The sequence below is a fragment of the Xanthomonas sp. LMG 12459 genome (assembly GCF_009192905.1).
Lineage (GTDB): Bacteria > Pseudomonadota > Gammaproteobacteria > Xanthomonadales > Xanthomonadaceae > Xanthomonas_A > Xanthomonas_A sontii.
Map to the genome: position 1 here is coordinate 34,987 of NZ_NSGT01000016.1, position 24,317 is coordinate 59,303.

The window sequence follows — 24,317 nt, forward strand, 5'->3', positions numbered from 1 at the left end:
AAATCCTCATCACCTTCCAAGGACACCACAATGGACGAGAACAAGAAGCGCGCGCTTGCTGCCGCCCTGAGCCAGATCGAGAAGCAGTTCGGCAAGGGCTCGGTGATGCGGATGGGCGATCGCGTCATCGAAGCGGTGGAAGTGATTCCGACCGGCTCGCTGATGCTGGACATCGCACTGGGCATCGGCGGCCTGCCGAAGGGCCGCGTGGTCGAGATCTACGGTCCGGAATCCTCGGGCAAGACCACCCTGACCCTGCAGGCCATCGCGCAGTGCCAGAAGAACGGCGGCACCGCCGCGTTCATCGACGCCGAGCACGCGCTGGACCCGATCTACGCCGCCAAGCTGGGCGTCAACGTCGACGAGCTGCTGCTGTCGCAGCCGGACACCGGCGAGCAGGCGCTGGAAATCGCCGACATGCTGGTGCGCTCGGGCTCGGTGGACATCGTGGTGGTCGACTCGGTCGCCGCGCTGACCCCCAAGGCCGAAATCGAAGGCGAGATGGGCGACCAGTTGCCGGGCCTGCAGGCGCGCCTGATGAGCCAGGCGCTGCGCAAGCTCACCGGCAACATCAAGCGCTCCAACACCCTGGTGGTGTTCATCAACCAGTTGCGCATGAAGATCGGCGTGATGATGCCTGGCCAGAGCCCGGAAACCACCACCGGCGGCAACGCGCTGAAGTTCTATGCCTCCGTGCGCCTGGACATCCGCCGCATCGGCGCGATCAAGAAGGGCGACGAGATCATCGGCAACCAGACCAAGATCAAGGTCGTCAAGAACAAGCTGGCGCCGCCGTTCAAGCAGGTCGTCACCGAAATCCTCTACGGCGAGGGCATCAGCCGCGAGGGCGAACTGATCGACATGGGCGTGGAAGCCAAGTTGGTCGAGAAGGCCGGTGCCTGGTACAGCTACGGCAGCGAGCGCATCGGCCAGGGCAAGGACAACGCCCGCGGTTACCTGCGCGACAACCCGCAGGTCGCGGCCAAGCTGGAAAGCGAGCTGCGCGAGAAGTTCCAGCCCACGGAAATCGCCCCGAGCGAGGCCGAGGCGGAAGACGACGACGCGTAATGGTTTTCTGCCGGGGGAGCGGTGGAGTCAGTGCCGCTCGTCTCCCTCGGCAGTCTTGAGCAAGCCAGGAGGGCGCGCGCCAGGGACGGCGCATTTTGAATGGGGTGGCATCGCCCATGAGCGACGAACAGGCACAAGAAGCACCACGTCGGCGTCGCCGGCAACCGGAACAGACGCCGCTGCAGAAGGCGCTGGGTCTGCTGGTGCGGCGCGAGCATTCGCGCAAGGAGCTGACCCGCAAGCTGCGTGCGCGTGGCGTGGAAGCCGACGCCGCCGCGGAGGCAGTGGAACGCCTGAGCGGCGAGGGCTGGCAGGACGACGGGCGCTTTGCCGAGCTGCTGGTGCGCAGCCGCGCCGGGGCAGGGTATGGCCCGCTGCATATCCGTGCCGAGCTTGGGACCCACGGCCTGGACAGTGAGGCCATCGCCACCGCGATGGGGGCCTTCGAGGGCGACTGGACCGAAAACGCGCGCGATCTGGTCCGGCGCCGCTTCGGTACTGCCGGGGCGATGGACCTGCCGCAGCAGCGCAAGGCCGCCGATCTGCTGGCGCGGCGCGGTTTCGATGGGGACAGCATCCGCGCCGCGGTGCGCGACGCTGCGGAGGACTGAGCGGGCCGGGCCTGCTACCCTTGGCGAGTTGTCTTGTCCGGTTTCCGTGGCGCCCTCATCTACGAGGGAGCGCCAGGACGCCCGTCCGCTCGTCTATAGCCAGCCCATGAACGCACCCGCCAAATTCTCCACCTCCCAGATCCGCAGCGACTTCCTCGACTTCTTCAAGGGCAAGGGCCATACCATCGTGCCGTCCGCACCGCTGGTGCCAGGCAACGATCCGACGCTGCTGTTCACCAATTCCGGCATGGTGCAGTTCAAGGACGTGTTCCTGGGCGCCGAGAAGCGCAGCTACGTGCGCGCGGCGGACGTGCAGCGCTGCCTGCGCGCCGGCGGCAAGCACAACGACCTGGATTCGGTCGGCTACACCGCGCGCCATCACACCTTCTTCGAGATGCTCGGCAACTGGTCGTTCGGCGACTATTTCAAGAAGGACGCCATCGCCTGGGCCTGGGAGCTGCTGACCCAGGTCTGGAAGCTGCCGGCCGAGCGCCTGCTGGTCACCGTCTACCACACCGACGACGAGGCTTACGGCCTGTGGCGCGACATGATCGGCGTGCCCGCCGAGCGCATCGTGCGCATCGGCGACAACAAGGGCGCGCCCTACGCCTCGGACAACTTCTGGCAGATGGCCGATACCGGCCCCTGCGGCCCATGCACCGAGATCTTCTACGACCACGGCGCGCACATCGCCGGCGGTCCGCCGGGGTCGCCCGACGAGGATGGCGACCGCTTCATCGAGATCTGGAACCTGGTGTTCATGCAGTTCGACCGCCAGCCCGACGGCACCCTGGTGCCGCTGCCGGCCCCCTGCGTGGACACCGGCATGGGCCTGGAGCGCTTGGCCGCGATCCTGCAGCACGTGCACACCAACTACGAGATCGACCTGTTCCAGACGCTGATCCGCAAGGCCTCCGAGCTGACCGGCACCGCCGACCTGGAGAACAAGTCGCTGCGCGTGATCGCCGACCACATCCGCGCCTGCGCGTTCCTGATCGTCGACGGCGTGCTGCCGTCCAACGAAGGCCGCGGCTACGTGCTGCGCCGGATCATTCGCCGCGCCCTGCGCCATGGCTGGATGCTCGGCGTGCGCCAGCCGTTCTTCAGCAAGCTGGTGCCGACCCTGGTGGAACTGATGGGCGAGGCCTATCCGGAGCTGGCCGCCGCCCAGGACACCGTGCTGCGCGCCCTGCAGGCCGAGGAAGAGCGCTTCGCCGAAACCCTCGATGCCGGCATGAAGATCTTCGAGGACGTCGCCGCCAAGGCGCAGGGCGGGATGATCGCCGGCGAGGACGCCTTCCGCCTGTACGACACCTACGGCTTCCCGCTGGACCTGACCCAGGACATCGCCCGCGAGCGCGATCTGCGCGTGGACGAGCAGGGCTTCGAGACGGCGATGGACGAGCAGCGCCGGCGCGCGCGCGAAGCCGGCAAGTTCGGCGGCGGTGTGCAGCTGCCGGCGGATCTGGTGGCGACGCTGGCCCCGACCGTGTTCCTGGGGTACGACAGCCTGCAGGCCGACGGCCTGCGCGTGGTCGCCCTGCTCAAGGACGGTCGTCCGGTCCAGTCGGCCCAGGCCGGCGATGCGGTGATCGTGCTGACCGACAAGACGCCGTTCTATGCCGAATCCGGCGGCCAGGTCGGCGATCTCGGCACACTGACTGCCGCCGGCACCCAGGTGACGGTCACCGACACGCAGAAGTTCGCCGGCCAGTTCCATGGCCACGTCGGCACCCTGGAAGAAGGCAGCCTGAAGCTCGGCGACGTGCTCGCCGGTGAGGTCGATGCCGAGCGCCGCGGCGCCACCATCCTCAATCACTCGGCGACGCACCTGCTGCATGCGGCCCTGCGCGAAGTGCTGGGAACGCATGTCCAGCAGAAGGGCTCGCTGGTGGCGCCGGATCGGCTGCGCTTCGACTTCTCGCACTTCCAGCCGATCGGGGCCGAGGAACTGGCGCTGATCGAGCGCAAGGTCAACCAGCAGGTCCGCGCCAACAACGCCGCCGAAGTGCACCAGATGGGCATGCAGGAAGCGCTGGACTTCGGCGCGATGGCGCTGTTCGGCGAAAAGTATGGCGAGCGCGTGCGCGTGCTGAAGATGGGCGACTACTCCACCGAACTGTGCGGTGGCACGCACGTCGGCCGGACCGGCGACATCGGCCTGTTCAAGATCACCAGCGAAGGCGGCGTCTCTGCCGGCGTCCGCCGCATCGAGGCGGTGACCGGGCAGGGCGCGCTGGACTACGTGGCGGCCGAGGAGGCCCGGCTGCGCGAGGCGGCCGACCTGGTCGGCGGCAACAGCCATGACGTGGTCGACAAGATCCGTCAGCTCGGCGACCGCTACAAGCGCCTGGAGCGGGAGCTGGAGGCGCTGAAGGCCAAGCTGGCGTCCGGCGCCACCGCCGACCTGGCCGGCTCGGCGATCGACGTGGCCGGTGTGAAGGTCCTCGCCGTGCGACTGGAAGGCTTCGATGCCAAGGCCCTGCGCGAGGCGATGGACCGTTTGAAGCAGCAGCTGGGCGATAGCGTGATCGTCCTGGCCGGCGCCAGCGAGGGCAAGGTCGCCCTGGTCGCTGGCGTGAACGGCAGCCCAATGGGACGGGTCAAGGCCGGGGAACTGTTGAGCCATATCGCCGGTCAGATTTCGGGCAAGGGCGGCGGCCGCCCGGACCTCGCCCAGGGTGGTGGCGAGGACGGGCCCGCCCTTGCCCCTGCACTCGCCGGCGTCCCCGCCTGGGTCAAGCAACATCTCCCCTGAACATCCGAACGCCGCGCCTTGCTGGCAGGGCGCGGCTTCCCGTAACATCACTCCTCTTTTCACTTTCATTATGGGGCGTGCCGCAGCGCGGGCGCCGTACCGGTGAGACCCACCGGTTCCCTGGAGAATTCTAAAAATGTTGATCCTGACTCGCCGGGTAGGCGAAACCTTGATGATCGGCGATTCGGTCACCGTGACGGTGCTTGGGGTCAAGGGCAATCAAGTGCGTATCGGCATCACCGCGCCGAAGGACGTTGCGGTGCATCGCGAAGAGATCTACCAGCGCATCCAGCGCGGCGACGAGCCGAACTCCCACGGCGGCGGTCACGGCGATCAATCTGCCGATTGATGCGTCGAAAGGGTTTACCTGAGACCCCACAACCCGGTATTCTTCGCGCCCGGTCGCGGAATATCCGCAGCGCAGAAATCCGGAGTGATGCCCGAGTGGCTGAAGGGGCTCCCCTGCTAAGGGAGTATAGGGTCAAAAGCTCTATCGAGGGTTCGAATCCCTCTCACTCCGCCAGTGTCAAGGAAACGCCCGCAAATCAACGATTTGTGGGCGTTTTTCTTTTTCCCGACCTTGGACACTCGCTTGGACACTTCCATGCGAGTAGCGCACTACCTCACGCGCGGCGAGACCGGCCGCTACTACGTTCGTTTGCGCGTTCCTGCTGACCTGCAGGCACGCTTCGGGCGCAAGGTCATCAAGCGCAGTGCCGGCACGACGTGCGATCGCGCCGCGCTTGGCTACGCGCTCCTGTTGCAGCAACGCTATGCTCAAGCCTTCGCAGCCATCAGGAACGGCAGCATGGGGAAGGAGCTGGAAGAGCTCTTGAATAGCCTGGAGGGCAAGTCGTCGCTTGAGCTGATCCTCAAGGACGTGAAGCTGCCGGGCGGCGCTTCGTTCGGCCAGGTGGAGATCAACGACCAGAACGACTTGTCGTTGTTCCAGAAGCTCGCGGCGCAGCACGCGGTGCCGGTGCCGTCGTCGACACCGTTCCCGCCGCGCCGAGTCGTCAAGCCCATCAGCGAACCGCGTCCGGTGGGGCTGACCCTCGCGGCTGCGCGCGACAAGTATTTGGTCAGCATCCAGGGCAAGAACACCGCCAAGACCATCGTCCAGAAGACCCGTGCGTTGAAAGACCTGGAAGCCTTCGTGGCGAGCCAGCGCAAGGGCAAGCAGTCGGTGATGTTGAAGGAGCTGACGCGGACCGACTTCTCAGAGTGGTTCTTGCACGAGACCGCACAGAAGCGCGTCATCACCTACATCACCAACCGGTTCTCGGCCTGCGCGGATTTCATCAAGTGGGCGCAGACGGCAGGGCACTACCCACAAGGCGACAACCCGGCGTCGGGGCATGCTTCTGTGCCCAAGCAGTTGAAGAAGCAGCGGGCGAAGAGCCACGGCTCGCAGGCATTCACCCCCGACCAGGTCAAGCGCATCTTCGACCCGGAGAACTTCAAGCAGTTGAAGGGCGACGCGGCACGGTGGCTCCCGCTCATCCTGCTCTACACCGGCGCACGCTCCAACGAAGTGGCGAGGTTGGAGCTGGAGGATTGCCGGGAGGAAGACGGCATCCCCATCTTCCACTTCACGTGGATGGGCGAGGACAAGAGCCTCAAAACCGACGCCAGCGATCGGAAGACCCCCGTGCATCCGGACCTCATCAAGCTGGGCTTGTGGGAGCGCGTGGCGCGGCTGAAGGCCGCCGGCGAGACGAAGCTCTTCCCGGAGCTCAGCTTCGACGCCAAGAACGGTCCAGCCGGCCGGACCCAGCACGCGTTCTCACGCTATCTGGTCAAGCTGGGCATCAAGGCGCGCGGCGGCGGCAGGGTGGGGCACCACAGCTTCCGGGATACCGTCATCGGCGCGCTGAAGGCGGCCGGGGTCCACCGGGAGATGCGGGAGGAATACACGGGGCACGAGCTGTCCGACCGGCAGGAGCACGCCCATGCGTATGAGACGGAGTTCAGTCCGAGGGCGTTGGCTGAGGCATGCCATCCGGCAATGGCTTGGACTACCGCTGTCGCACTACAGAAGATCTGACCGAGATGGTCGTTAAGAGCGATGGAGAGAGTGGATCGGATCGGCCCGAACCTAATCTCTTGACCGTGCGGTAGATAGAGAGCACTCCATAAGTGGGCTCTCGGGCTCTCGGTCGACGGGGTAAAATTCCAAGGCTCCGATTGGTGAAACCAGCTTTCTCTTAGCAACGCGGGCATCGGCAGGAACCCAGCCGCGCTCCGACTTGCGCGTCGGGTCACGCGCGGCTAAAAAAGGCGTTCGAAGGTTTGAGCATGGCAAATGCTCCTAGTTCGATTATGTGGCGTTGCTTCCATTACGGATTGTGAGCGTGGATGGAAGCTAGTTTGGCGCAGTCTTTCACAACTCATATCGGCGCGCTGGATGGTCTTCCACAAGGGTAGGGCCGCTACTTATTGGATGCCGCCGGGAATCGAGTCCTAAGCCGTCCCATCAGATCCTTGCATTCGCCCTCAAACATCGCCGTCGCCTGCCCCTTGCTGGACAGATTCGCTTCGCTCAAAAACTGTGGGAAAAGATAGCCGTTAAAGCGCTGAGAGGCTTTGTCCGTGAAGATGCGCAATCCATGCGCACTGATGGAGTCGACCAATTTTGGTAACGCTGCGCAGCCGACAATGGCAAATGGGTAACGTTGGGGGATGCTGGCATCCATTCCGCGCTCGCCAAGCTCCTGCCCCACGAGGTTGGTAAGGGCGTCTACTGCCTTCTGGCCAAACAGAATCCAGTCTTCAAGGGTAACAATGAGGGAGTAGACAGGCCCGTCAGGCAGTTTGATCCCCGTGTGGCCTGAAGTTGCGTCAAGGATGTTTCGGTAATTTTGGACTACCGCTCGCGCCAGCCGCTTTAGGCCGAGCTCCAAATCCCCAGGGTTAGCCGCTAGCTGTGCAGCAATGGGCATCCTCATCGTCTTGCATTCCACAAAGACGGTGGCGGCCGTATCTTGGAGAATCCAATCGCTCCCGTGTCGCTGGCAACCCGCCACGGTGTAGGGGGCAGAGCGCTCAGCGGTTGCTGTGCCTGTGAGATGACCAAAGCAGTCGCCCACCAAATCCTCGAACGCATCTCCGTAGGCTTGGGCAAAACCGTTCGCGTTCGCGATGTCATAAAAGAGGCCTGCGAGGAGCCGCTTTCCTAGAAGGGAAGGGCGAGGACAGGACAGCTTAGTCGGGGCGTCAGAGCGCAGTAGGATTAGCGGTTTAACCGCTACTGGATTTGGGGTGTAGTCCCATGACGAGTCATGCCGGGCATCCAGGAGGCAGCGGTTACGCAGTAGCTTGGGAGTGGCACTTATCGCAGCGATCCTTGCTTTCACTGCTCCGACATCCAAGCCGAGAGCGGCCAGCTGTGACAGCAGCGGGACCTCATAGTTGCGCATGAAGAGCGCTTGGGTGGCTCCGGCTAGGAGAAAATAATCTTCAGACGTTAGACCTAATGCGTTGTAAACGACATCGGAGAGGCGACCGCGCTTGTAGAGAGACCAGTAGCGGCCAAAGTAAGCGGGTCCGAAGCGATCAAAGTGAGGCAGCTGTTGATGGCCGATACGGTGCATCGTGGTCCAAATGTCCAAGTCGCACTTTGCTTTGAAATCGCTGTAGGCGCGAATGGCATTGTGGAGGTGCCCAAGATCTTCCCATCTCTGAAAAGACCGGTGCGCCCCTTTTGAAGGGCCTGCATGAAGCAACACTTCTCTTAGGTAGAGGTCCAGGTAAAACTCGTGGACGTGCGGCTTTATCTGATCAGGAAGGCCTTGCCGAGAGTGTGCATACTCCACCGGTAGATTGTATCCGTAACCGATATGTAAACTGTATGCCCATATATGGATGATGGAATCTCGCAGCCCAAAGGAGGCGGCAATCTTGGCAAGCTTATCGTAGGTCACGCTTCGCCTCCTCTGCAATGATAGAAACTACTGCCTCCCGCTCAGGTGCCAGCCGTGAGCGACTAAACAACGATCGCCGCAAGTTTGTCGGGGATTCGATGTGTACTTAAGGGGAATGGCTCTGAATAATCTCGCAAATCGGATCTAGCAGGGCCGCGAAACCAGAGAAGTCGATTTCCTTGTAGTATGGCTTCACGATCTTCTCTGCGAACCATGCTTTGCCATACTCGTCGTCATTTAACTTTTTGTTGGATAGGCTGAGCTTTTTCCCTGAAAGCTTCTTGGCTCTCGTTGCTTCGCTGAAGTAGTGCTCAATACAGTGTTTTTCGGAGCCTTTTTTAGAGGTTAGAAGGATGTATAGGTTGTCGTAAACACGTATATATTGATCGCCATCTTGCATGTCCAGCTTATAGTGTTTTTTTATTGCTGAAATGATGCCGTTGGAGCCTCGGTCATTGTCGAAAATTACAATGACTGGATTCGTTCCCTTTGGTGCCTTAATTCGGCGGTAGTTTTCCCGGTAGGAGATGATGAAATTGGTCAAGGGGCTGTCGCCGCCGGTTAGGCTAAAAATTCGCTCTCTTGTCCTCGTATGGGGGAGGAGTTTAACGAGAAGGTCCCTTGATCCTGGTGCCATGAGAAGAGGATAAGATGCTCTGAGTCGCCTGATCGCGGAGCTTATGTATATATTATCGGTTTTTCCTTCGAAAAGTATGGTTGGCTTGTCGTTGTCTGCGAATGTTGTGAAAAATAGAAAGCGATGCAGCAGTCGTTCTGTGGCGCTAAGCTCTAGTGGAGTAAGATGGTCCGAGCGCCGGTAGCGCTCCACTTGCAACAAAAAATTCAGCATTCCCTCAAGTTGAGGTCGACTCCCCTCGACTAGAGTCATATTGGTGTTATCGACGCCCAAGACGGGATTTTCTCTGTAATACGTGCCGGTTGAGCATAAGTTGTTGACCATCGCTCGAACCGCTCTACGGTAGTCAGTATTCACATTGACGTGCTTGTTAACGACAATACCTGTAACATCTTGGCGTGAGCGGGCGTGAAGAAGCCGAGTTTTTGCGTGATTGATTTTAAAGCCGCTGGCGCCAACTGCGGTTTCTAATTCCTTAGAGATCTGCCATTTGAATGGGGTTCCTATTTGGTGGGCGATTGCGCCGGGGAACTGAGGATGCGAGGTGGACATTGTGATGTCGTCCGCATAGCGCGAATACGAACACCCGTGGGCGCGGGCTATCTTGGACAATCTAATGTCCATGATATTTCCAATCAGGTTGGATATAACCGGTGAGGTGGGCGCCCCTTGAGGGAGCTTATCTTCGTGGCATGCTATTTGAGCGATCAGGGTCGCAACATCAGGGTGCAGCTGAAAGTTTCGATTTGTGATCAGGAAGCCACGAACTCGGCCAAAGTTGATCGTTCCAAAAAAATCGGCAAGGTCGAAGTTGAGCACATAACGGCGGCGCTTATGAACCTCCGCGTTGGTGAGGATAGATCGCCCTGATTTAAATCCGTGAGAAACGGTATGTTTGACGCCCAAAGCATCTTCGATTTCCTTCTCACACGCCTGCAGTAGTCTGGAAAGCTTCTCTTGCGCGAGCTTCAGCTGTGGAGACGGCGCGTGAATTGTTCGCTTGCCGCCCGATCGTTTAGGGATATTGAAGACGCTATATTTCATCGCTGGCGAGAGTCCCCAGGCAATGAAGCTTAGCGTCTTTGTTTGAAATCCTAATAACTGCGCAGCTTCCGCTATCGTCGTGCAGGCTCTAAGCTTTGCCAGCTCGCTCATCTGACTTCCTTGTGAGAAAGAGGGGTTGCAGGAACTCCTTCGCACGCGTCGCGAGCGCGTAGCTGCCCTCGCGCCATTCGGCAAATCCACCTTGCAATTTTTTCTGAAGCCGCGAAACTACGGCAACCAAATCTTCCTGCAACCCCATCCCTAACATAGCCCAAATCGAGCGCAAATGCGAGAGCCCTCATCGATAGAGTGGCCCCGGTGCGGTAATCCCCCAATGCTGAAACCATTGATGGGTTGCTCAGCGTAAAGACAGGTATGGCTTTGTAGCGGGAACAGGAATCAGCCTAGAGATGCGGTATTGTTTGCTCTTCCTTGAGGGTTGCTACGCAATGAGTCAGAAAACTTTGGAATCGATCACCTCCGCCAAGGCCAAGCTCGAAGAAGAGCTCCGCAAGCTCGAAGAGCAAGAAGCAAGCCTCCGCCAAGAACAGGCTGCCTCCGCTGTAACCGAAATCATCGGCCTGCTGTCCCAATACGGTGAGCACTTCACCCCGAAGCAGAAGGCCGAACTGGCGGTGGCCATCGGGGCCAGCAGCCCGGGCCGTGGCCGCAAGGCTGCCCCTGCCCAGGCCAAGAAGGAAGTCGCCCCCAAGTATTGGTTGCCCCACACCCAGGAGACCTGGAGCGGTCGGGGCCGTCCCCCGCGCGCCTTCACGGCTTGGGAGGGCACGGCGGCTTACAAGCAATGGAAGGCCGGTCACCCGGACGAGAAGTTCCCGAAGTATCCGGGCTGACGCGTTCTTGCCGCAGGTGACCAGCCTTATCTACTCAGCTGCTTTGCACCTGAGTTCCGTTTGGGTTTGTTGTGGCAAAGCGGATAGCTAGAGCAAGACTTGAATGGGCCATGTCGCCCTTTCCTGTCTACGAATACTCCAACCTTGCACACGGGGCAGCGTTCTTCTTTAACGGCTGTCCCTGCCAAGGTTGTCACCTGGACCGCCCCCTCCTTGACCAACTCATCTAAGAAAGCGGACTGCTTCCCGCGCACGCTGAACATCGCCACGGTGCGTCGAGCACGGGTCAGGGCGACGTAGAACAATCGTCGTTCTTCGCCCAACGGATAGGGGTCTTCCGCAGGCATGACCAGCGACAGCAGAGGGTCATCTGATCGCAAATTCGGAAAGCCGCGATGCACCATCCCCGGAAGGATGACATAGTCAGCTTCGGCCCCTTTAGATTTATGAGCCGTTAGGAACTTTACCTCCATGGTCTCGCCAAAAGCAGCTTCCCAGTCTGGTGGCAGTGCGCTTTTGTCTTTCTTATAACGGCCTAGGACGAAGACCGATACCTTGCCTTCCCTGCCAAGTGGGAGCTCCCCCGCAAGGAGCTTTGCGTGGAGCGCAGATAGGTAATCTCGGATGCCATCTTGAACCAGGTCGCGGTGAGCTACCTGAAACGCCTGGAGCACGGGTCCTTGGGCTGGCGTGTCGGAGCGAACTCGCTTTGGGATCTGAGCAGAATTCTTGACGACGAAACGGCTGGATACGTCGCAAAGCTCCTGAGGGCAGCGAAAGGTTTCCTCTAGCTTGAGAACCTGGCCGTGGCCAAAAAATTCACGGAACCCGGTCATAACAGACACGTCGGCACCAGCAAACCGGTTGATGGACTGCCAATCGTCACCGACTGCGAACAGATACTTGCCCGGCTGGCTGACCAATGCGCGGCAGAGACGGGCACGAGCCCGAGACGCATCCTGAAACTCGTCGGCCATGACTAAATCATAGGGTGACTGAAACCGACCTTGCTCCAAGAGACTGGCCGCCATGTTCAGCATGTCCTCAAAGTCAATCGCCTTCTCGTCGGCTAGTGCCGCATCCCAAGCTTCGAACACTGGTCCGGCTATCTCTAAGAAACGCCGATGGCGCTCCTTGAAGTGGTCCTCGGGCATACGACGAAGCCGTTCGCTCAAGTCTCTCATCGTCAGGCAGTTGCTCTTCGCATGCGCGATGAATGTGCGCATGAGGGCGGCCAAGTCGTCGTCAGGCATGGGCTTGGCGCCATCGCTTGGAAGAGGACGGTCTGGGTTCGGGTCCAGTTCTATTCCCGACTCGGTCAGCTTTGCAGCAAGTAAGCCGAGCGCCTGGCCGCTGCGGAGACCGTATGAGGTGGTCTCAAACAATGCGGTGCCGCGCTGCTCATGCTGCTGGCGCTTCCAATCCAGGCTTTGCATGTAACCACGGAAATGTTCCGGAGCTTGGCCTTGTGCGTCCAGGGCTAAGTGTTCGTGATAAAGGGCGGCGTCCGGGTAGTAGAAGTCTGGGTGATATTGGCGATGGGTCGCCGTAGCCGTGTCGAACTCATACGGCCGCTCGTATTCGTAGGTCACGCCGTTGTAGAAGAGCCAATCTGCGATGACGCATTCTTCCATGCTCTGGACGCGGTCCCCCTTCAAGGTGCGTAGGTAGGGCTTGCCATCAGTGCCATAGCCATCGGCCATCATCTCCGCACCGAGTGGGGGTAGGTCGCGGCCAAACACCAAGCGGAACATGTCCCATTGGAGGCGGAATTCTGATGATCGATCTTTTAGGTCCTCTACCAGCTCAGTCAGTTTGCTTAGACCCTTCGCAGGGTCTCTTGCCCACTTCGGAACGCTTAGCTTTCGTCCAGTCGCTTCGCCGATGATGGCTAGGCCCAGGGCGTGGAAAGTCTTAGCCTCCACTTCTGTATCGAGCATTCCTAAGCGTTTAAAAGACAGGGCTGCTCTTTCCTTTAGTTCGGTAGCTGCATCTTTATTGAAGGCCAGCATCACCATGCGCTGGGGTTCGATGAACCCCCGTGTGATGGCGTAAGCGGCCTTGGCTACCATGGTCGACGTCTTGCCGGACCCCGCGGACGCCACGACTTGAACGCGGTTGTCGAAGCAAATTACGGCCTGAGCCTGCTCCTTGTTCAGGGCCTTACGCTCAACCCGGTCCAGCAGATCTTTGGCCAGCGTGAGTTCTCGGGTCGCCATCGATTCGTTGGCATCCTTCCAAAGGGCAGGCCAATCCATCTTCCACTGGCGGAGATCATCTATGGCTTCTAGGTGGGAAGGGGAGCGCAGGTCGTCGTGCACGTCCTCATCCAGGTAAAGCTGCTCCAGTTTGGATGACTCAAGTGGCAAGTCAGGGCGCTGTGCCAGCATCGACTGTTGTTGTTCGTGGGTGATCCATCGGCGGCCTGCGTCGCTCTCGCTGATCAATGCCTGCGCGGAGCGAAGCCAAGAGCCGATGAGGTCAACGATCGCATCAAACAACGCTTTTCGTTCGCGCTTGTGCCTTTCGAAGAGCAATGCCTTGATAGTGGTTGAAAGATCCACGCCCTGGGCATTGGGGAGGCCGTCAAGTGCTAGCCAAGGCCCGCCATCAAGGTCTACTTCAACTCGCGACCAAAGCACGCCGGGAACGACCTGTATGCGACGCGCCTCATCAAGGAAAGCTCGGTAGCGGTTGCCGTTGATGCTGATCTCGGCATGCTCGCCATCCAGTTGAAACCACCAATGAGATGAGCGAGTCAGGAGCCGGCCCAAAGCAGAGGGGCGCCAATCATGTGCCATCCGAGCTATTCCTGCCTGCAAAGTGCGTGGTCCAGCAGCAAAGCACTGCTGGCCAATGCCGAGTCATCATTTTAGTCTGGAAGGCCACGTCGTAGACACCTTGGTTTCCAGGTAAGGCGGTCACGTTGAGTGATCAACCTGAGGTGCCGTTCGAAATCTGGGGTGTCGCAGCATATGTTCCGCATAGGGGTTTTCTTACACTGCGATGAGCGTCTAGCTGATCGAGCTGCCAAGGCATGGATGGCAACATGTCCTCATCGTCCAGGCCACTTCACCCACCATGGCTGGGGGACGGAGGCCAGAACCTCCACCTAAGCGCCGACGATCAAAGGCCCCGCATGCGGGGTCTTTGCTTTTCGCCCGGCTGGGCTGGGGGCCTGAGATCGGCCAAGCGGGTAGGGGCCGCGGCTCGAGCTCGACTTCACGGATGCATTTGTCCAATCCCGTAGACGGTTTTTCTCAGCCTCTGGGCTGCGCTTGCGGCCCCTTCGGCCCAGCAGTAGCGTCAACCAGGCCGCATACATCAAGGATCGACCGATGAAATCCTTCTCCGGAATAGTGATCGGGGTGGCCATGATGGCCGCCGGGTTGTCCCCGCTCGCCAAGGCCGCTGAGCAGCCGGCATTGAACCCGGCCGACGTCATCGAAGGCATGGGAGCGCGTGTGCCGCCCGGCAAACAAAACGTCAGCCTGTCGCCGCTGTTCAAGGCCTATGTGTTCGAGAAGGCCGGCCTCAAGTTCGTTCAAATCAACTCGCTGCAGGACGAGGTCATCACGGTCATCGTCGTCACGCCTGGCGCCGAGTCCCGGCTGCCGATCGGCTCTGCCGCGGGGCAACCGCTGCCCGTGCTCGAGGGCGACGCGACCAGTTGAGCGGATGCTCCCGGAGAGCGGGACTCTCCTCGTAGTCATCCCTCGCCTAAAAAGAGAAAGCCCCAGGTGGTGACCCAGGGCTTTCGAGGAAACGCGTCGCTACGCCGGTGCGTGCTCAGCTCAGGTCGCAGTTGCTCGGCAGCTTCCACGTCGTCGCCGGCAGCATGTTCTTGACCGCAGACGATGCGGTGATGCCGACGTTGCTGGCGCCGATGAGCTCTTCCAAGTCGGCGATCGACACGATGTAGTCGTCCAGGCTGCCCAGGCCGGTCTGGTTCGGAATGATCCAGCTGATGGCCTTCTCAGCGCCGGTGCTCGGGTCCGTGGTGATGATCGTCTTCCAGAAGTATTCCGGCGTGCGGATGCCGTGGCTCGAGAGGAAGTAGTCGTTCGACGTGTCGCCGAAGACCACGCCGCCGTAGACCTTCACCGGCCGGATATCGCGGTAGCACTCGGCGACATTTTCCGCGCTCACCCAGATGCCCTGATTGAAGCCCGACACCTGCGGCACGATGTTGGACATCAGGTTGGCGCGCACGATATAGGTCGAGTTGTAGTCCATGTGGTTGGACGTGACCAGGTGGCCGCGATCGTAGCCCGAGCGCACGCTGGCGTAGGACTTCGTCGAGGTCTGACCGCCACAGCCGCTCGGTAGGGTGGTGTCGAGCTTGAAATCGGACGGACGCGCCGCGGAGCCGGTGTCCGCGTTGAGCGAGTATTCGTAGCGCGTGGCGGTGTGCTCGGTGCAGTCGTAGGTCAGGATGAAGCCGCCCTTGTTGAGCGTGACGACCTGGGCCTGCGCTGCTGCGCTGGCGGTGGTGAACAGGAAGACGGCGAGGAAGATCCGGAATCGCATAGTGCACTTCTCCATGTGTTTGGGCAGGCCGCACGAACCCCGCACGCACGGACAAGGGCCGTGCCTGTTGAGAGACGCGCGAGTTGACAGAGGTGGAGCAGACAGCCGAAACCGGCTCGATGCCGGTGTGGTGGGAGAGACGACAACCGCGCCCCTTTGCCACGGAGTGGCACGCGGTTGCGACATGTATCTAACAGCGCGCTGAGCGGGTCAACCGCGGATTGGCCAAGGTGTGACCTGCTCGGAAGACTGCGTCGCTGTAAAACGGCCTCCACAGCCATGAAATACGGGCGAGGTATGGAGCAAAAAGTAAAGCCCGGATTGCCGGGCTTTTTGATGCGGATGCTCTATCGGAATCAACTGGTCAGCTGCACCCACAGCACCAGCAACACCATCGGCAGCCCGCTCAGCAGCGAAAAGATCCAGAAGGCTCCCATCAGAGCCAGCGGCGTCATGACCCACCACTGCCCAGCAGTGAACCCCTGGTCGCGCTGCCGAGCTGCGTAGGCGGCACCCGGGTAGAGCCGCTCTGCTTTACGCAGACCGCGCTGGGCCATCAAAGGCCCGACGAGGAAGCCGAGCGGGCCCAGGAAGAGCAGGGTCAGCGAGAACCACCAGAAGAACCTGGCGTGCGGCGTCAAAACCTTCCGGGGAGCGGCGCGCAAGGCGCCGTCCCCACGAAAGCCGCCCACGGCACCGACGGGCGTTCCGGTCATTGGATCAGTGCTCATCGTGCGTAAGCCCTCCAGACGCCGTCGGCCTTGGCATAGCGCAGGTTCTTGTTGACGGGGACGGGGACCTGCCGACCGGCAATCTCAAGGACGACCTGGCCGCGGGTATCGCAGCGGTAGCCATCGGCGTCTTCTGCCTTGGTGCAACCCGTCAACTCGAAGTCGCGAATGTCGCCCACTCGGCCGGCACCGCTCTGCTCAAGCAGGGCGACCAAGGCTTGCTTGGCGTTGTCGTTCGACGGCTTGCCGCTGCAGGCGGTCAGGCTCAGGGCCGTGGTCAACGCGACCAGGCCGATCCATGCGTTTTTCATGTCGTTCCTTTGCTGAGGGATGGTGATGGGGGAGGGGGACGAGGCGGGGGCTTGCTACTTGTCTCGGTTGCCGTCGGGCTTGAAGCCAGCAATCCAAAGCCGGGTGTCTTTGAAGGGCGTCAGCAACCCCGATGCTCCCGGATGCAGATCTGCGGTCTGGAGGAACCCCGAGACCCACGCCACGCGCAGCGACACGTCCATGGCGCGGTCAGCAACCCCAGGACGACTCACGTTGACGGCGAACGGTTGCGCGGGCGGGTTGGGGCCGGTGGAGCGCTGAGCGCCGGTGTTCGGCTTGCTGGGCGGCACCCGGATACCGTTGAGCGTGTCCCTCCCTTTCCACAGCGCCGCGGTATTGAGCTCGGCCTTCTCGCCCAAGTCGTCGGTCTCGGTCAGAGGGGCGTCGGCGCAGGCGCGGAAAGTCTCCGTGCTCGAGGTCGCGGGGTCGGACCAGATACGCGCTTCCAAGGTCCAGCAGGGCAGAGAGACGCCCCATTCGGTGAACGTCAGCGCGACCCGAGGCCAGTCCAAGCGTCCGGCCTGCGCCGCCTGGTGGTTGTCGCCCTTGAAGAGCCCGGGCAGTTTCCCGGCGCCGCTGAGGGGCGCGTAGAGGGTGCCGGAGCGACCCGCCTGCGCGGTGGGCTTGCTCCCGGGGTTCGGCTGGAGGCCGACCATCTGCTTGCCAGCGTCGCCCAGGCTTTTGCCCAACTGGCGGAAGAAGCCGGGCTTGGGGTCGGAGCCGTCCTGGGCGTGGGCAGCGATAGGAACAGTCAGCATCAATGCCAGAGATGCTGCGAATGCCCGCCTTTCCTGAAGTGCCATAGACCCTCTCGCAGTGTGAATGTATCTGCCATATTGGCAGATAAGTGCGTTAGGATGCTAGTCGGTGCAGACTTGGAGGTCAGCCCGAAGTCAGATCTCCATGCCCGCATCCCTGCCTCCGAATTCCGTCTTTGGCCGTCGCCTGCGCACGGCTCGGCGCGTGGCGGGCTTGTCGCAGGTCGAACTGGGAGCGCTGCTGGGGATGAACGAGAAAGCTGCCTCGTCACGTCTATCCCGCTACGAGCGGGGGGAGCGGGAGCCCGACCACGAAACACTGGCGGCGCTGAGCGATGCGCTGGGCGTGCCGCCGGCGTATTTCCACGCCAGTTCAGACGTCTTGGCCGAGGTCATCCTGTTAGTAGCCCGCTTGCCTGCCGAGAGGCAGCAGGGGGTGCTAGACCTCATCAAAGACCACCTGAGGAGTTGTCGCGATAGCCCCTAAGCGGCATGAAACTTGGGGTCGATTTTCCTTGTTTTACCTGGAAAATCTGTAGCCCTTACAAATTATTGTTACTGTTCGGGTGTCTTTAAATTTAATCGAAGTTTCGCCATTCTCTGAAAATGGAATAAATACTGGGGAAAAGCGTGACGCGACAGCGTCGACGACCATGTCGGCCATGTCAGATTGGATGGTGCATATTAGCTCTCTTAACTTGTCCGTATCTGGTTCTAGTGTCAAAAAGACACCGTTCGCAATTCCAGGAGGGGCTACTCCCGAAAAATCTAGTTTGTGAATTTGTCCTGCGACTAGGCTCTGAGCTATAACGAAGCGCTCGTCAGGGTCATACATCACGTTGGTGACGTTAGTGCTATGCTTTAGTTCATCCCAAACATTCATCATCTTTAAAAATTCAGGAAGATAGTTATCGAAGATGAGTTGGGCCACCTTTAGGCCATCCCAGACATGAATAAGCCGGTTTTCCCCTCTTAATAGTGTGGATAGTGCTTCTGCCGCCGGTGACGTAACTTCGCCCGTCGTGGCAGCAATCCAGCGTGTAATGCGATTTGACTGATTGATGGCTGGGTCTAAGATTCTTTTTGCAAAAGCTTGGCTGCCCTGATTTGCCAGTATAGTGGCCTGAGATTGATCTATTTTTCCTTTCTTAACTTGGATGCCAGTGTAAAGTCGGAATTGGTCGGGGCCCGATAGTTCATAAAACTCAATATCATTTCCAAATTCATTTGCTCCGCCCGTAAATCTTATTTCTCGAAGACAGTGATTGTGATTGGCGCTATAGCGCTCTAGGCAAGGAATAAGGATCTCTTTTGTTATTTTGTTTTCATTCCACTGACACTGTTCGAGGATGTGGCGAACTATGGGGACTTAGATCATCTGGCGGATTCCTGGGGTGGATTAAAAATCGATTGGGTAAGATGTTGAATAAGTGAGTGTTAATGCCTGAATTTCGCAAAGAGTAGGTGGATGGAAGGTGAGACAGGGCGAAGAGCACGATACGATGGGTGAGGCGCGTGCCAATGTAACCCATCAATTCGCACTTCTCTTATAAATTGGAGGGTAAAGCTCTCTCGACTCCTCTCATGGATAGAACTTTTGCTTGTCCCGCAACCGCTCCTTGAACTGTCCCGCCTGATACTTCGGCAGCTCGACCGCCGGCCGATACAACTCCAATGCCCGTGCTTGCTTCACGCGGATCCGATCTGGCCGCTTGTGGAGGTAGTAGTCCTGCAGGACCGGCACCTTCTTGCTCAGCGAATGCCCGGTGATGAGGGCGACCTCTTCCTGGGGCACGTCGCGGTGGTAGAGCTCAGTGGCGATCGTGTGGCGGAACGCATGGAAGCCGACCCCTTTCGGGAAGCCGAGATCCTTCAAGTAGCTGCTGAATTGGTTGAGCAGCCCCTGGCTGTAGCGCGCGTTCGTCTCCCCCGTCTTCTTGTTCACGCCGGCGGACAGGTGGGGGAATAGCCGGGGATGGCCGCACGCCTTCATATCTTCCAGGAAGTCGAGGAAGCCCGAATCCAGAACCGGTTGGGCCAGGGGAATGACCCGCACTGCGGAGTCGCCCTTGAGGCTCTGGCGGCTCCGCGTGCCAACCTTGCCGGCCAAGTCCTCGTCGATCGTCTTGCGGATGGAAATGCACCACATCTCGCGCTCTTGAATGATGTCCGCCACTTTGAGCTGGGCAACCTCGCCGACTCGAGCGCCGGTGTAGAGCCCCAAGATCGGCCCCCACCAACGATGAGGCCATTTCTTGGCCCAGGGAATGAAGTTGCTTGGGTCGAAGATGCGCTTCAGTTCCTCGTCGCTGAAGAGGCGGTCGGGCTTGCTGCTGTCCTGGAGCAAGTCCTTCTTTATTTCGCGGAAGGGCTCCATCGGTGAGACGGGAATGGCCTGGGCTTTGACCAGCGTGCCGAAGAACGCGACTAGGAAGCGGCGGTGCAGTTCCAGCGTCGCGGGCGCCGGCGGCTCGACCTTGATGGCCTGGCCTCGCACGATCAGGTCTTCGACGGACAAGGACTTGAGCTCTGCATCCGAAGCCGCGCCTGGAGGAGCCCAGCGGATGAGATCCCACAGGCGGTAGATGTGCTTGTGGTCGATGCGAGAGATCCGAATGTCGCCGCAGACGCGTTGCAGAAGGCCCAGCGTGCGGGCGGTGGCCTCGATGGTGCGCGGCCGCAGGTTGCGGCGGGTCATGTCGCGCAGGTAGTCGGCGATCTCTTCCGACAGCTGCCGGCCGGGCGTGGCTATGGGCAGAGGTTCTGGATATCGGGTGCCGTCCTTCCGGACTCGGATACGCTGCGTTTTCTCACAGGCGGCTTGGAGAAGCTCTTCCAGGCCTATGAGGGCCTCGCGTCCTCGAAGGCGCACGTTGTTGAACGTGACGCGGCCGACCCGGACGCTGCCAAACGTCAATTCGCCGAAGGGGTGGTCCTTGTATTTCTGTAGTTCATTGGTGAGGTCGTTTGCCATTGCTGTGCTTCCATCGGTAGATGGAAGCTTGATACGTCGCCCTCAAAATTCGTCAATCCAAAATCGGAATTTTTCTGCGCCGCTAATCAACACCTCAGGTGTCGCCAGGCCAGGTTGGAATTAGGTCATAATTGATCGCTCAGCTTAGCGCTTTAAATTACTTGTGCTCCTTATCTGGCAAGGGTTTCAGGCGGGCGAGGCTGGCTCTTTGCTGAGACTTTACTGTAGTGTTTAAAATTAATTGGTTAGCTAAAAACTAAAATAGGGCCGTTTTAAAATGAATGCCAGTTAAATGTTAGCTGATATTTGTTAGCTTGATTTATTTTTTAAGCTAACTAGTCGCGTTGTGATATCACTTTTAGTTAGCTTTATTGGGCTTACGATGACGTTATTCGTCATTCAATAACAGGGCAGGGAGTTGCGACAGTGGATCACTTCGAAGGCGTGGTGCTCGACTACCTCCGAGCGGACCGAGCGCTGTTCGTCAACAGCCAGTGCTGCATCCAGCTCAACGAGGGGGCCAACCCGGACACCAGTGGCCCACATTGGTATTGCGACGCGGTGGCCGTGAGCTTCAAGGAGCAGGCTGGCTATCTCTGCGAGATCACCTACGCAGCCCGGGCACCTTCGCTCTTGGCTCGGTTGAAATCGTGGAACGAACATTGGCCTGGAGTTAGGGCGGCGCTGGCTCGCGATAGCGGCGTGCCGCTGGACTGGATAGTCAGGCCCTGGCTCTTTGTCCCTGAAGCTCAAGCCGAGCGGCTGCGTGCCAGCCTGGCAGGGTTCGGCAACCTCCCAAGTCCCCGCATCACGTTTCTAGAAGATGTGGTGCCTTGGCGCTATCGCTCTTGGGATCGAGGCGCTTACCAAGACACTGCCGCGCAATAAGGAGCCAGGCATCTCCTGGGCCTAACGGCCGCCCTGAAACTTGAAGGTGAGGCGAGCGGCGGACGGGGCGGTGTCCCCACTGATGGGCAGGGGCGTAGCGTCGACTAGCGTCAACATGCCATCAGCAACAGGAACTGGGACGCCCAGCGTGAGGTCCACCTCCTTAGACCAGCCGCCGCCAAGCACGGTTGCCCTGACGACCAGCCGGCCGGCCTGGATGCATTGAACGTCGGCAGGGCAACGGCTGTCTTCGATGACGCGGTCGGGGCGCACCTTGGGCCCATCGACCGCCGCAATCTCTCCCAACCCCACGGGGCCTTCGATGGGCTGGCTGGCGGCGGGACGACCTGCTGCACATCCCGCAAGCGAGATGGCCACAAGCGAGGCAAGCACCAGGGTTCGGAGGGGACGTATAAGTTCCATGGCGGTGGTCATGCTCGCGCGAGTCTATAGAAGCATAGTTTGCCCGGGTTCTTTCCCTGGGCTTCTGCGTTCTCGGAGGTCGGGAAACCTGAATGTAGGCGAGAGGTGACGATTCGCTTAATCCTACCTGAGACCAAGTGCCTTGTTGAGCGCGGTTGATGATTTCGTCGATTCGCCCTGCTGAGCGTTGAAGACCCCTGTGACGTGAAGATCGCGAAGAAAGCGCGTCTCCTTGGTATTGATCAATTCTGGGTTTTTCTGGATAGCAGCCGCGATAAGCCAACGCTCTAGAAATGATAGTGATTTCAGTTTGCTGGAAGGCCTTTTGCGGAACTTTTTTGTCGGAGTTCGTGCGGGAATGAGAAGGAGAACTGGAATTCCTGCGCCTTCTTCCCCCAAGATGTGATTATAGTTAGTGATGTTGGTTGGGTTGAGAGCCTCGGCTAAAAGCGACGTTTTGCATGCTTGGCCAACATACCATGGTGTGATCCCACCTCCGGCGCGCTTTCCGAAGACATAGCACCCGCAAGCTGTCGATAGGCCTTCTTCCCATTCCTCAAGCTGCGGCTTGAGTAACTTGGCTGACTCCTTGGTAATGATCTTTTTACTTCCGTGCCGGGCGATTTCAAATGGGCCTGCAACATCAAAATTCATTTATATTGCTTCCTGTGAGTGTCGTGCTGTAGTTGTATTTATCGGTGCGCGGGCTATTGCTTTGCTATGAATATCTTCACTGCAGTGTTACCCACAATATTGGTGGCAGCCAAGTCTACTGCGCCCCCAATCACGCCGCCCAAGATTGGCACCATCTTGCTGAAATTGACCACGCCGGTCGTGCCTGCTTTGGTGAGGAGTCTGAAGCCAATAGCTTGGTTGATTCGGGTGAGCGTGGCGCCAGTGATGCGGTTGATGCTCGCTTGAGCCAACTTTTTGCCAAATTGGATCCCGGCATCCTTCAAAACTTCTTTGGCAGCATTGCCCGTGAGGCATGTATACACCAAAGCCTTTACTTTATCGTCGCGGACGTCGTATCCGGCCATATAAGCGAGGGCGACAATCATGCGAATTTGGATTAAGTAGACGCTGGCAAGATTGGCAGGGATTGTCACCGGCATAACCAATAGTCCTCCAACGCCGGTGAGGAAGCCCGAGGTTGCCGCCTTGGTGTTCTGCCATCGAATCAATGAGTTGGCCTTATCCTCGAGCGAGCCTGCTTCCTTCATGTAACTGTCAGCCATCTCGATGGCGGAATCGAAGCCTGGCAATCCGGTCATTGCCTTATCATAGGCAAAGTCGAGGACTTGCATGATCTTGCTTTCAGTGAGCTCTTTTGCCACGGGCTAGTCCTTTTGCGACGTAGGAGAAATCAACTTGCTCTTGCGAGCGGAGTTATAGGTAAAACGGTTTTCGAATAAAATATAGCTTGCTCTACGAACAGTTGTCATGGCGAGGAAAAGTTGGCATTCCCCCGGGATGCTGACTTGTTCACTGTTACCGGCATATCGGCAATGTCGCGGGGATCTTTAGCCGAGAGCCTGAGGTCCAGTTACGTATAAAAAGGATGTGGGATCCAGTGCCAAGTATATGATGTAGACGGCACGGATATGGGGCGGATGTCCTGTAGGACCCTCTTGAAGGGGGTAGCCCCGTTGGCGCGTGCTACTCGGCTTTACGTATAACCCAGTCTGTCAGTCCAGCATCAAGCGTCATGCGTGCCAGTTTGACCGCATCTATCACCGTAATAGCTGGGTCGTCGTTGATGATAGTGCCGGAATGGAATACGTAAAACATGCGGCTGAACACACCATCCTCTCGCTTATCAGCATACGAATCGAACTCGGCTTGGTTGGTTTGCGCCTTCACTTGCACAAACGCGCGCTCCCCGGTGGACGGCAACTCTAGGTCGAGATCTAGAAGCTCGCGAGTCCCGCCCGTGGCTGCAATTCGGCGCCAGCCACTCGCTCCGAAAATCAGTTCGACTAGCACCTCAAAGTCCTTAGGGCCAAGGCGACGAATGAGCGGCACGAGTGCTTCGATTAAGGCGGAGCGTGTCGACTCTGCCAGTTTCACTTCATCGCTTATCTCGGCATTGATGCGACGAACAACGTGAGCTTCCGCCTTTACCGAGCAAGATGTCCCACGATAAGCCGCGAGGTTGGTGATGCCGCCGGGAAGGTTTGATTTTAGAAGATCCTTTCCATCCCGATCAATGCATTGCCAGCCGTCACGCACGCGCCGCACCGTGCTTTGGTCAGTTCCAACGGGTATCGGAGCGTCGTCTTCTAAGAAGCCCCAATACAGGCGTTCGCCAACAAACGTAATCCAAAGATCGTGTGGGCCGGCTTCAAAGAAGCGCCGGGTTTCATTTGTAAAGCGTGTTGCAGTTCCAGCTGACCTTCCCTCACGCCAAGATGCCTTCAGGTCCTCCCAGCGCCCCTCATGGGCCCAAGCCAAGGTCTCGGGATGCCCACTCTGAAATCCGAACCGCAATAGGCCGCGAGCAATGCAATCTTTCTCCCAAGAGCCGCCCTCCCCAAGTTTGATATAGCGGACGGAACGCGGCGCGATCTTCGAAAACATCCCTACCTCGTGCTCTCACTAGATGGCATCGGAGCATGCCAGAATTAAGGCAGTTTGGTGCTGGTGATATGCGATTTTTGCAAAACCAAAGGAGGACGCCACTGTGTTCCCTCCCTCCCTCCCGCGGTAGGCGAGTATCGGACGTCTTAGCTGTAGTGAGTGCATCGGCTCTGCTCACCAGCGCTGGGCCTCTTGAAGGGAATCCTAG

22 protein-coding genes and 1 tRNA gene are annotated in these 24,317 nt (G+C 59.3%); 10 read left to right on the forward strand and 13 right to left on the reverse strand.

Annotated elements, in window-relative coordinates:
* The first annotated feature begins 30 nt into the window (after nt 1–30).
* The 6 genes from recA (at nt 31) to CEK65_RS03765 (ending at nt 6,484) form a co-directional block, all read left to right on the forward strand.
* Complete coding sequence (gene recA, locus CEK65_RS03740; RefSeq protein WP_017910627.1) at nt 31–1,068, forward strand: recombinase RecA; 1,038 nt, start codon at nt 31–33, stop codon at nt 1,066–1,068.
* A gap of 116 nt (nt 1,069–1,184) precedes the next feature.
* The gene (recX, locus tag CEK65_RS03745; protein WP_017914259.1) at nt 1,185–1,679 is read left to right on the forward strand and encodes a recombination regulator RecX; all 495 of its coding nucleotides are present in this window, start codon (nt 1,185–1,187) and stop codon (nt 1,677–1,679) included.
* A 106-nt stretch (nt 1,680–1,785) separates the two neighbouring features.
* Entirely contained in the window at nt 1,786–4,437 is a 2,652-nt protein-coding gene (gene alaS, locus CEK65_RS03750; RefSeq protein WP_152180813.1) for an alanine--tRNA ligase, read from the forward strand.
* A 136-nt stretch (nt 4,438–4,573) separates the two neighbouring features.
* Nucleotides 4,574–4,786 carry a carbon storage regulator CsrA gene (gene csrA, locus CEK65_RS03755; RefSeq protein ID WP_010341308.1) on the forward strand — a complete coding sequence of 71 codons (213 nt, stop codon included), beginning with the start codon at nt 4,574–4,576 and terminating at the stop codon, nt 4,784–4,786.
* 81 nt (nt 4,787–4,867) lie between these two features.
* Nucleotides 4,868–4,960: transfer RNA gene (locus tag CEK65_RS03760), tRNA-Ser, on the forward strand.
* 69 nt (nt 4,961–5,029) lie between these two features.
* A complete protein-coding gene (locus tag CEK65_RS03765) occupies nt 5,030–6,484 on the forward strand; it encodes a site-specific integrase (protein WP_226980463.1) in 1,455 nt (484 codons plus the stop codon).
* 385 nt (nt 6,485–6,869) lie between these two features.
* Here CEK65_RS03765 and CEK65_RS03770 read toward each other — a convergent pair whose 3' ends face one another.
* Together CEK65_RS03770 and CEK65_RS03775 are read right to left on the reverse strand one after the other, a co-directional pair.
* The gene (locus CEK65_RS03770; protein ID WP_226980464.1) at nt 6,870–8,360 is read right to left on the reverse strand and encodes a hypothetical protein; all 1,491 of its coding nucleotides are present in this window, start codon (nt 8,358–8,360) and stop codon (nt 6,870–6,872) included.
* Nucleotides 8,361–8,466: 106 nt separating this feature from the next.
* Complete coding sequence (locus CEK65_RS03775) at nt 8,467–10,152, reverse strand: retron Ec67 family RNA-directed DNA polymerase/endonuclease (RefSeq protein WP_152180814.1); 1,686 nt, start codon at nt 10,150–10,152, stop codon at nt 8,467–8,469.
* A 338-nt stretch (nt 10,153–10,490) separates the two neighbouring features.
* Here CEK65_RS03775 and CEK65_RS03785 point away from each other — a divergent pair, with 338 nt between their 5' ends.
* Entirely contained in the window at nt 10,491–10,895 is a 405-nt protein-coding gene (locus CEK65_RS03785; protein WP_152180816.1) for an H-NS family nucleoid-associated regulatory protein, read from the forward strand.
* A gap of 26 nt (nt 10,896–10,921) precedes the next feature.
* Here CEK65_RS03785 and CEK65_RS03790 read toward each other — a convergent pair whose 3' ends face one another.
* The gene (locus CEK65_RS03790; RefSeq protein WP_152180817.1) at nt 10,922–13,696 is read right to left on the reverse strand and encodes a UvrD-helicase domain-containing protein; all 2,775 of its coding nucleotides are present in this window, start codon (nt 13,694–13,696) and stop codon (nt 10,922–10,924) included.
* Nucleotides 13,697–14,233: 537 nt separating this feature from the next.
* Between CEK65_RS03790 and CEK65_RS21125 the strand changes: the two genes are divergently transcribed.
* Complete coding sequence (locus tag CEK65_RS21125) at nt 14,234–14,569, forward strand: hypothetical protein (RefSeq protein ID WP_226980465.1); 336 nt, start codon at nt 14,234–14,236, stop codon at nt 14,567–14,569.
* Nucleotides 14,570–14,684: 115 nt separating this feature from the next.
* On the opposite strand, the gene CEK65_RS03800 is transcribed toward CEK65_RS21125, so the two are convergent.
* From CEK65_RS03800 to CEK65_RS03815, 4 genes are all read right to left on the reverse strand, one after another.
* Complete coding sequence (locus CEK65_RS03800) at nt 14,685–15,425, reverse strand: DNA/RNA non-specific endonuclease (protein ID WP_152180818.1); 741 nt, start codon at nt 15,423–15,425, stop codon at nt 14,685–14,687.
* A gap of 356 nt (nt 15,426–15,781) precedes the next feature.
* Complete coding sequence (locus CEK65_RS03805; protein WP_193314683.1) at nt 15,782–16,156, reverse strand: hypothetical protein; 375 nt, start codon at nt 16,154–16,156, stop codon at nt 15,782–15,784.
* Entirely contained in the window at nt 16,153–16,467 is a 315-nt protein-coding gene (locus CEK65_RS03810; protein ID WP_152180819.1) for a hypothetical protein, read from the reverse strand. The genes CEK65_RS03805 and CEK65_RS03810 overlap by 4 nt, the downstream gene beginning before the upstream one ends.
* Nucleotides 16,468–16,521: 54 nt before the next feature.
* Nucleotides 16,522–17,289: a hypothetical protein gene (locus tag CEK65_RS03815; RefSeq protein WP_152180820.1), complete on the reverse strand. Its 768-nt coding sequence runs from the start codon at nt 17,287–17,289 to the stop codon at nt 16,522–16,524.
* A 100-nt stretch (nt 17,290–17,389) separates the two neighbouring features.
* Between CEK65_RS03815 and CEK65_RS03820 the strand changes: the two genes are divergently transcribed.
* A complete protein-coding gene (locus tag CEK65_RS03820) occupies nt 17,390–17,731 on the forward strand; it encodes a helix-turn-helix transcriptional regulator (RefSeq protein ID WP_152180821.1) in 342 nt (113 codons plus the stop codon).
* A 33-nt stretch (nt 17,732–17,764) separates the two neighbouring features.
* Here the strand turns inward: CEK65_RS03820 and CEK65_RS03825 are convergent, their stop codons facing one another.
* Together CEK65_RS03825 and CEK65_RS03830 are read right to left on the reverse strand one after the other, a co-directional pair.
* Nucleotides 17,765–18,175, reverse strand: a complete 411-nt coding sequence (locus tag CEK65_RS03825) for a hypothetical protein (protein ID WP_152180822.1) — start codon at nt 18,173–18,175, stop codon at nt 17,765–17,767.
* A gap of 651 nt (nt 18,176–18,826) precedes the next feature.
* Nucleotides 18,827–20,218, reverse strand: coding sequence for a tyrosine-type recombinase/integrase (locus tag CEK65_RS03830; protein WP_152180823.1), 1,392 nt, complete (start codon nt 20,216–20,218; stop codon nt 18,827–18,829).
* Nucleotides 20,219–20,644: 426 nt separating this feature from the next.
* Here CEK65_RS03830 and CEK65_RS03835 point away from each other — a divergent pair, with 426 nt between their 5' ends.
* Nucleotides 20,645–21,106 carry a hypothetical protein gene (locus CEK65_RS03835; RefSeq protein ID WP_193314684.1) on the forward strand — a complete coding sequence of 154 codons (462 nt, stop codon included), beginning with the start codon at nt 20,645–20,647 and terminating at the stop codon, nt 21,104–21,106.
* 21 nt (nt 21,107–21,127) lie between these two features.
* Here CEK65_RS03835 and CEK65_RS03840 read toward each other — a convergent pair whose 3' ends face one another.
* The 4 genes from CEK65_RS03840 to CEK65_RS03855 form a co-directional block, all read right to left on the reverse strand.
* On the reverse strand, nt 21,128–21,541 hold the full coding sequence (locus CEK65_RS03840) for a hypothetical protein (protein WP_152180824.1): 414 nt from the start codon (nt 21,539–21,541) through the stop codon (nt 21,128–21,130).
* A gap of 111 nt (nt 21,542–21,652) precedes the next feature.
* The gene (locus CEK65_RS03845) at nt 21,653–22,183 is read right to left on the reverse strand and encodes a hypothetical protein (protein ID WP_152180825.1); all 531 of its coding nucleotides are present in this window, start codon (nt 22,181–22,183) and stop codon (nt 21,653–21,655) included.
* Nucleotides 22,184–22,236: 53 nt separating this feature from the next.
* Nucleotides 22,237–22,866: an EcsC family protein gene (locus tag CEK65_RS03850; protein WP_152180826.1), complete on the reverse strand. Its 630-nt coding sequence runs from the start codon at nt 22,864–22,866 to the stop codon at nt 22,237–22,239.
* A gap of 322 nt (nt 22,867–23,188) precedes the next feature.
* Nucleotides 23,189–24,109, reverse strand: coding sequence for a hypothetical protein (locus tag CEK65_RS03855; protein ID WP_152180827.1), 921 nt, complete (start codon nt 24,107–24,109; stop codon nt 23,189–23,191).
* Between the last annotated feature and the right edge of the window lie 208 nt (nt 24,110–24,317).

Coding starts and splice junctions, on each gene's coding strand:
- CEK65_RS03790 (WP_152180817.1), bottom strand. CDS start 13,696: ATGGCACATGATTGGCGCCCCTCTGCTTTGGGCCGGCTCCTGACTCGC.
- CEK65_RS03815 (WP_152180820.1), bottom strand. CDS start 17,289: ATGGCACTTCAGGAAAGGCGGGCATTCGCAGCATCTCTGGCATTGATG.
- CEK65_RS03845 (WP_152180825.1), bottom strand. CDS start 22,183: ATGAATTTTGATGTTGCAGGCCCATTTGAAATCGCCCGGCACGGAAGT.
- CEK65_RS03840 (WP_152180824.1), bottom strand. CDS start 21,541: ATGACCACCGCCATGGAACTTATACGTCCCCTCCGAACCCTGGTGCTT.
- CEK65_RS03855 (WP_152180827.1), bottom strand. CDS start 24,109: ATGTTTTCGAAGATCGCGCCGCGTTCCGTCCGCTATATCAAACTTGGG.
- recX (WP_017914259.1), top strand. CDS start 1,185: ATGAGCGACGAACAGGCACAAGAAGCACCACGTCGGCGTCGCCGGCAA.
- CEK65_RS03785 (WP_152180816.1), top strand. CDS start 10,491: ATGAGTCAGAAAACTTTGGAATCGATCACCTCCGCCAAGGCCAAGCTC.
- CEK65_RS03805 (WP_193314683.1), bottom strand. CDS start 16,156: ATGAGCACTGATCCAATGACCGGAACGCCCGTCGGTGCCGTGGGCGGC.
- CEK65_RS03800 (WP_152180818.1), bottom strand. CDS start 15,425: ATGCGATTCCGGATCTTCCTCGCCGTCTTCCTGTTCACCACCGCCAGC.
- CEK65_RS03830 (WP_152180823.1), bottom strand. CDS start 20,218: ATGGCAAACGACCTCACCAATGAACTACAGAAATACAAGGACCACCCC.
- recA (WP_017910627.1), top strand. CDS start 31: ATGGACGAGAACAAGAAGCGCGCGCTTGCTGCCGCCCTGAGCCAGATC.
- CEK65_RS03820 (WP_152180821.1), top strand. CDS start 17,390: ATGCCCGCATCCCTGCCTCCGAATTCCGTCTTTGGCCGTCGCCTGCGC.
- CEK65_RS21125 (WP_226980465.1), top strand. CDS start 14,234: ATGAAATCCTTCTCCGGAATAGTGATCGGGGTGGCCATGATGGCCGCC.
- CEK65_RS03775 (WP_152180814.1), bottom strand. CDS start 10,152: ATGAGCGAGCTGGCAAAGCTTAGAGCCTGCACGACGATAGCGGAAGCT.
- csrA (WP_010341308.1), top strand. CDS start 4,574: ATGTTGATCCTGACTCGCCGGGTAGGCGAAACCTTGATGATCGGCGAT.
- CEK65_RS03810 (WP_152180819.1), bottom strand. CDS start 16,467: ATGAAAAACGCATGGATCGGCCTGGTCGCGTTGACCACGGCCCTGAGC.
- alaS (WP_152180813.1), top strand. CDS start 1,786: ATGAACGCACCCGCCAAATTCTCCACCTCCCAGATCCGCAGCGACTTC.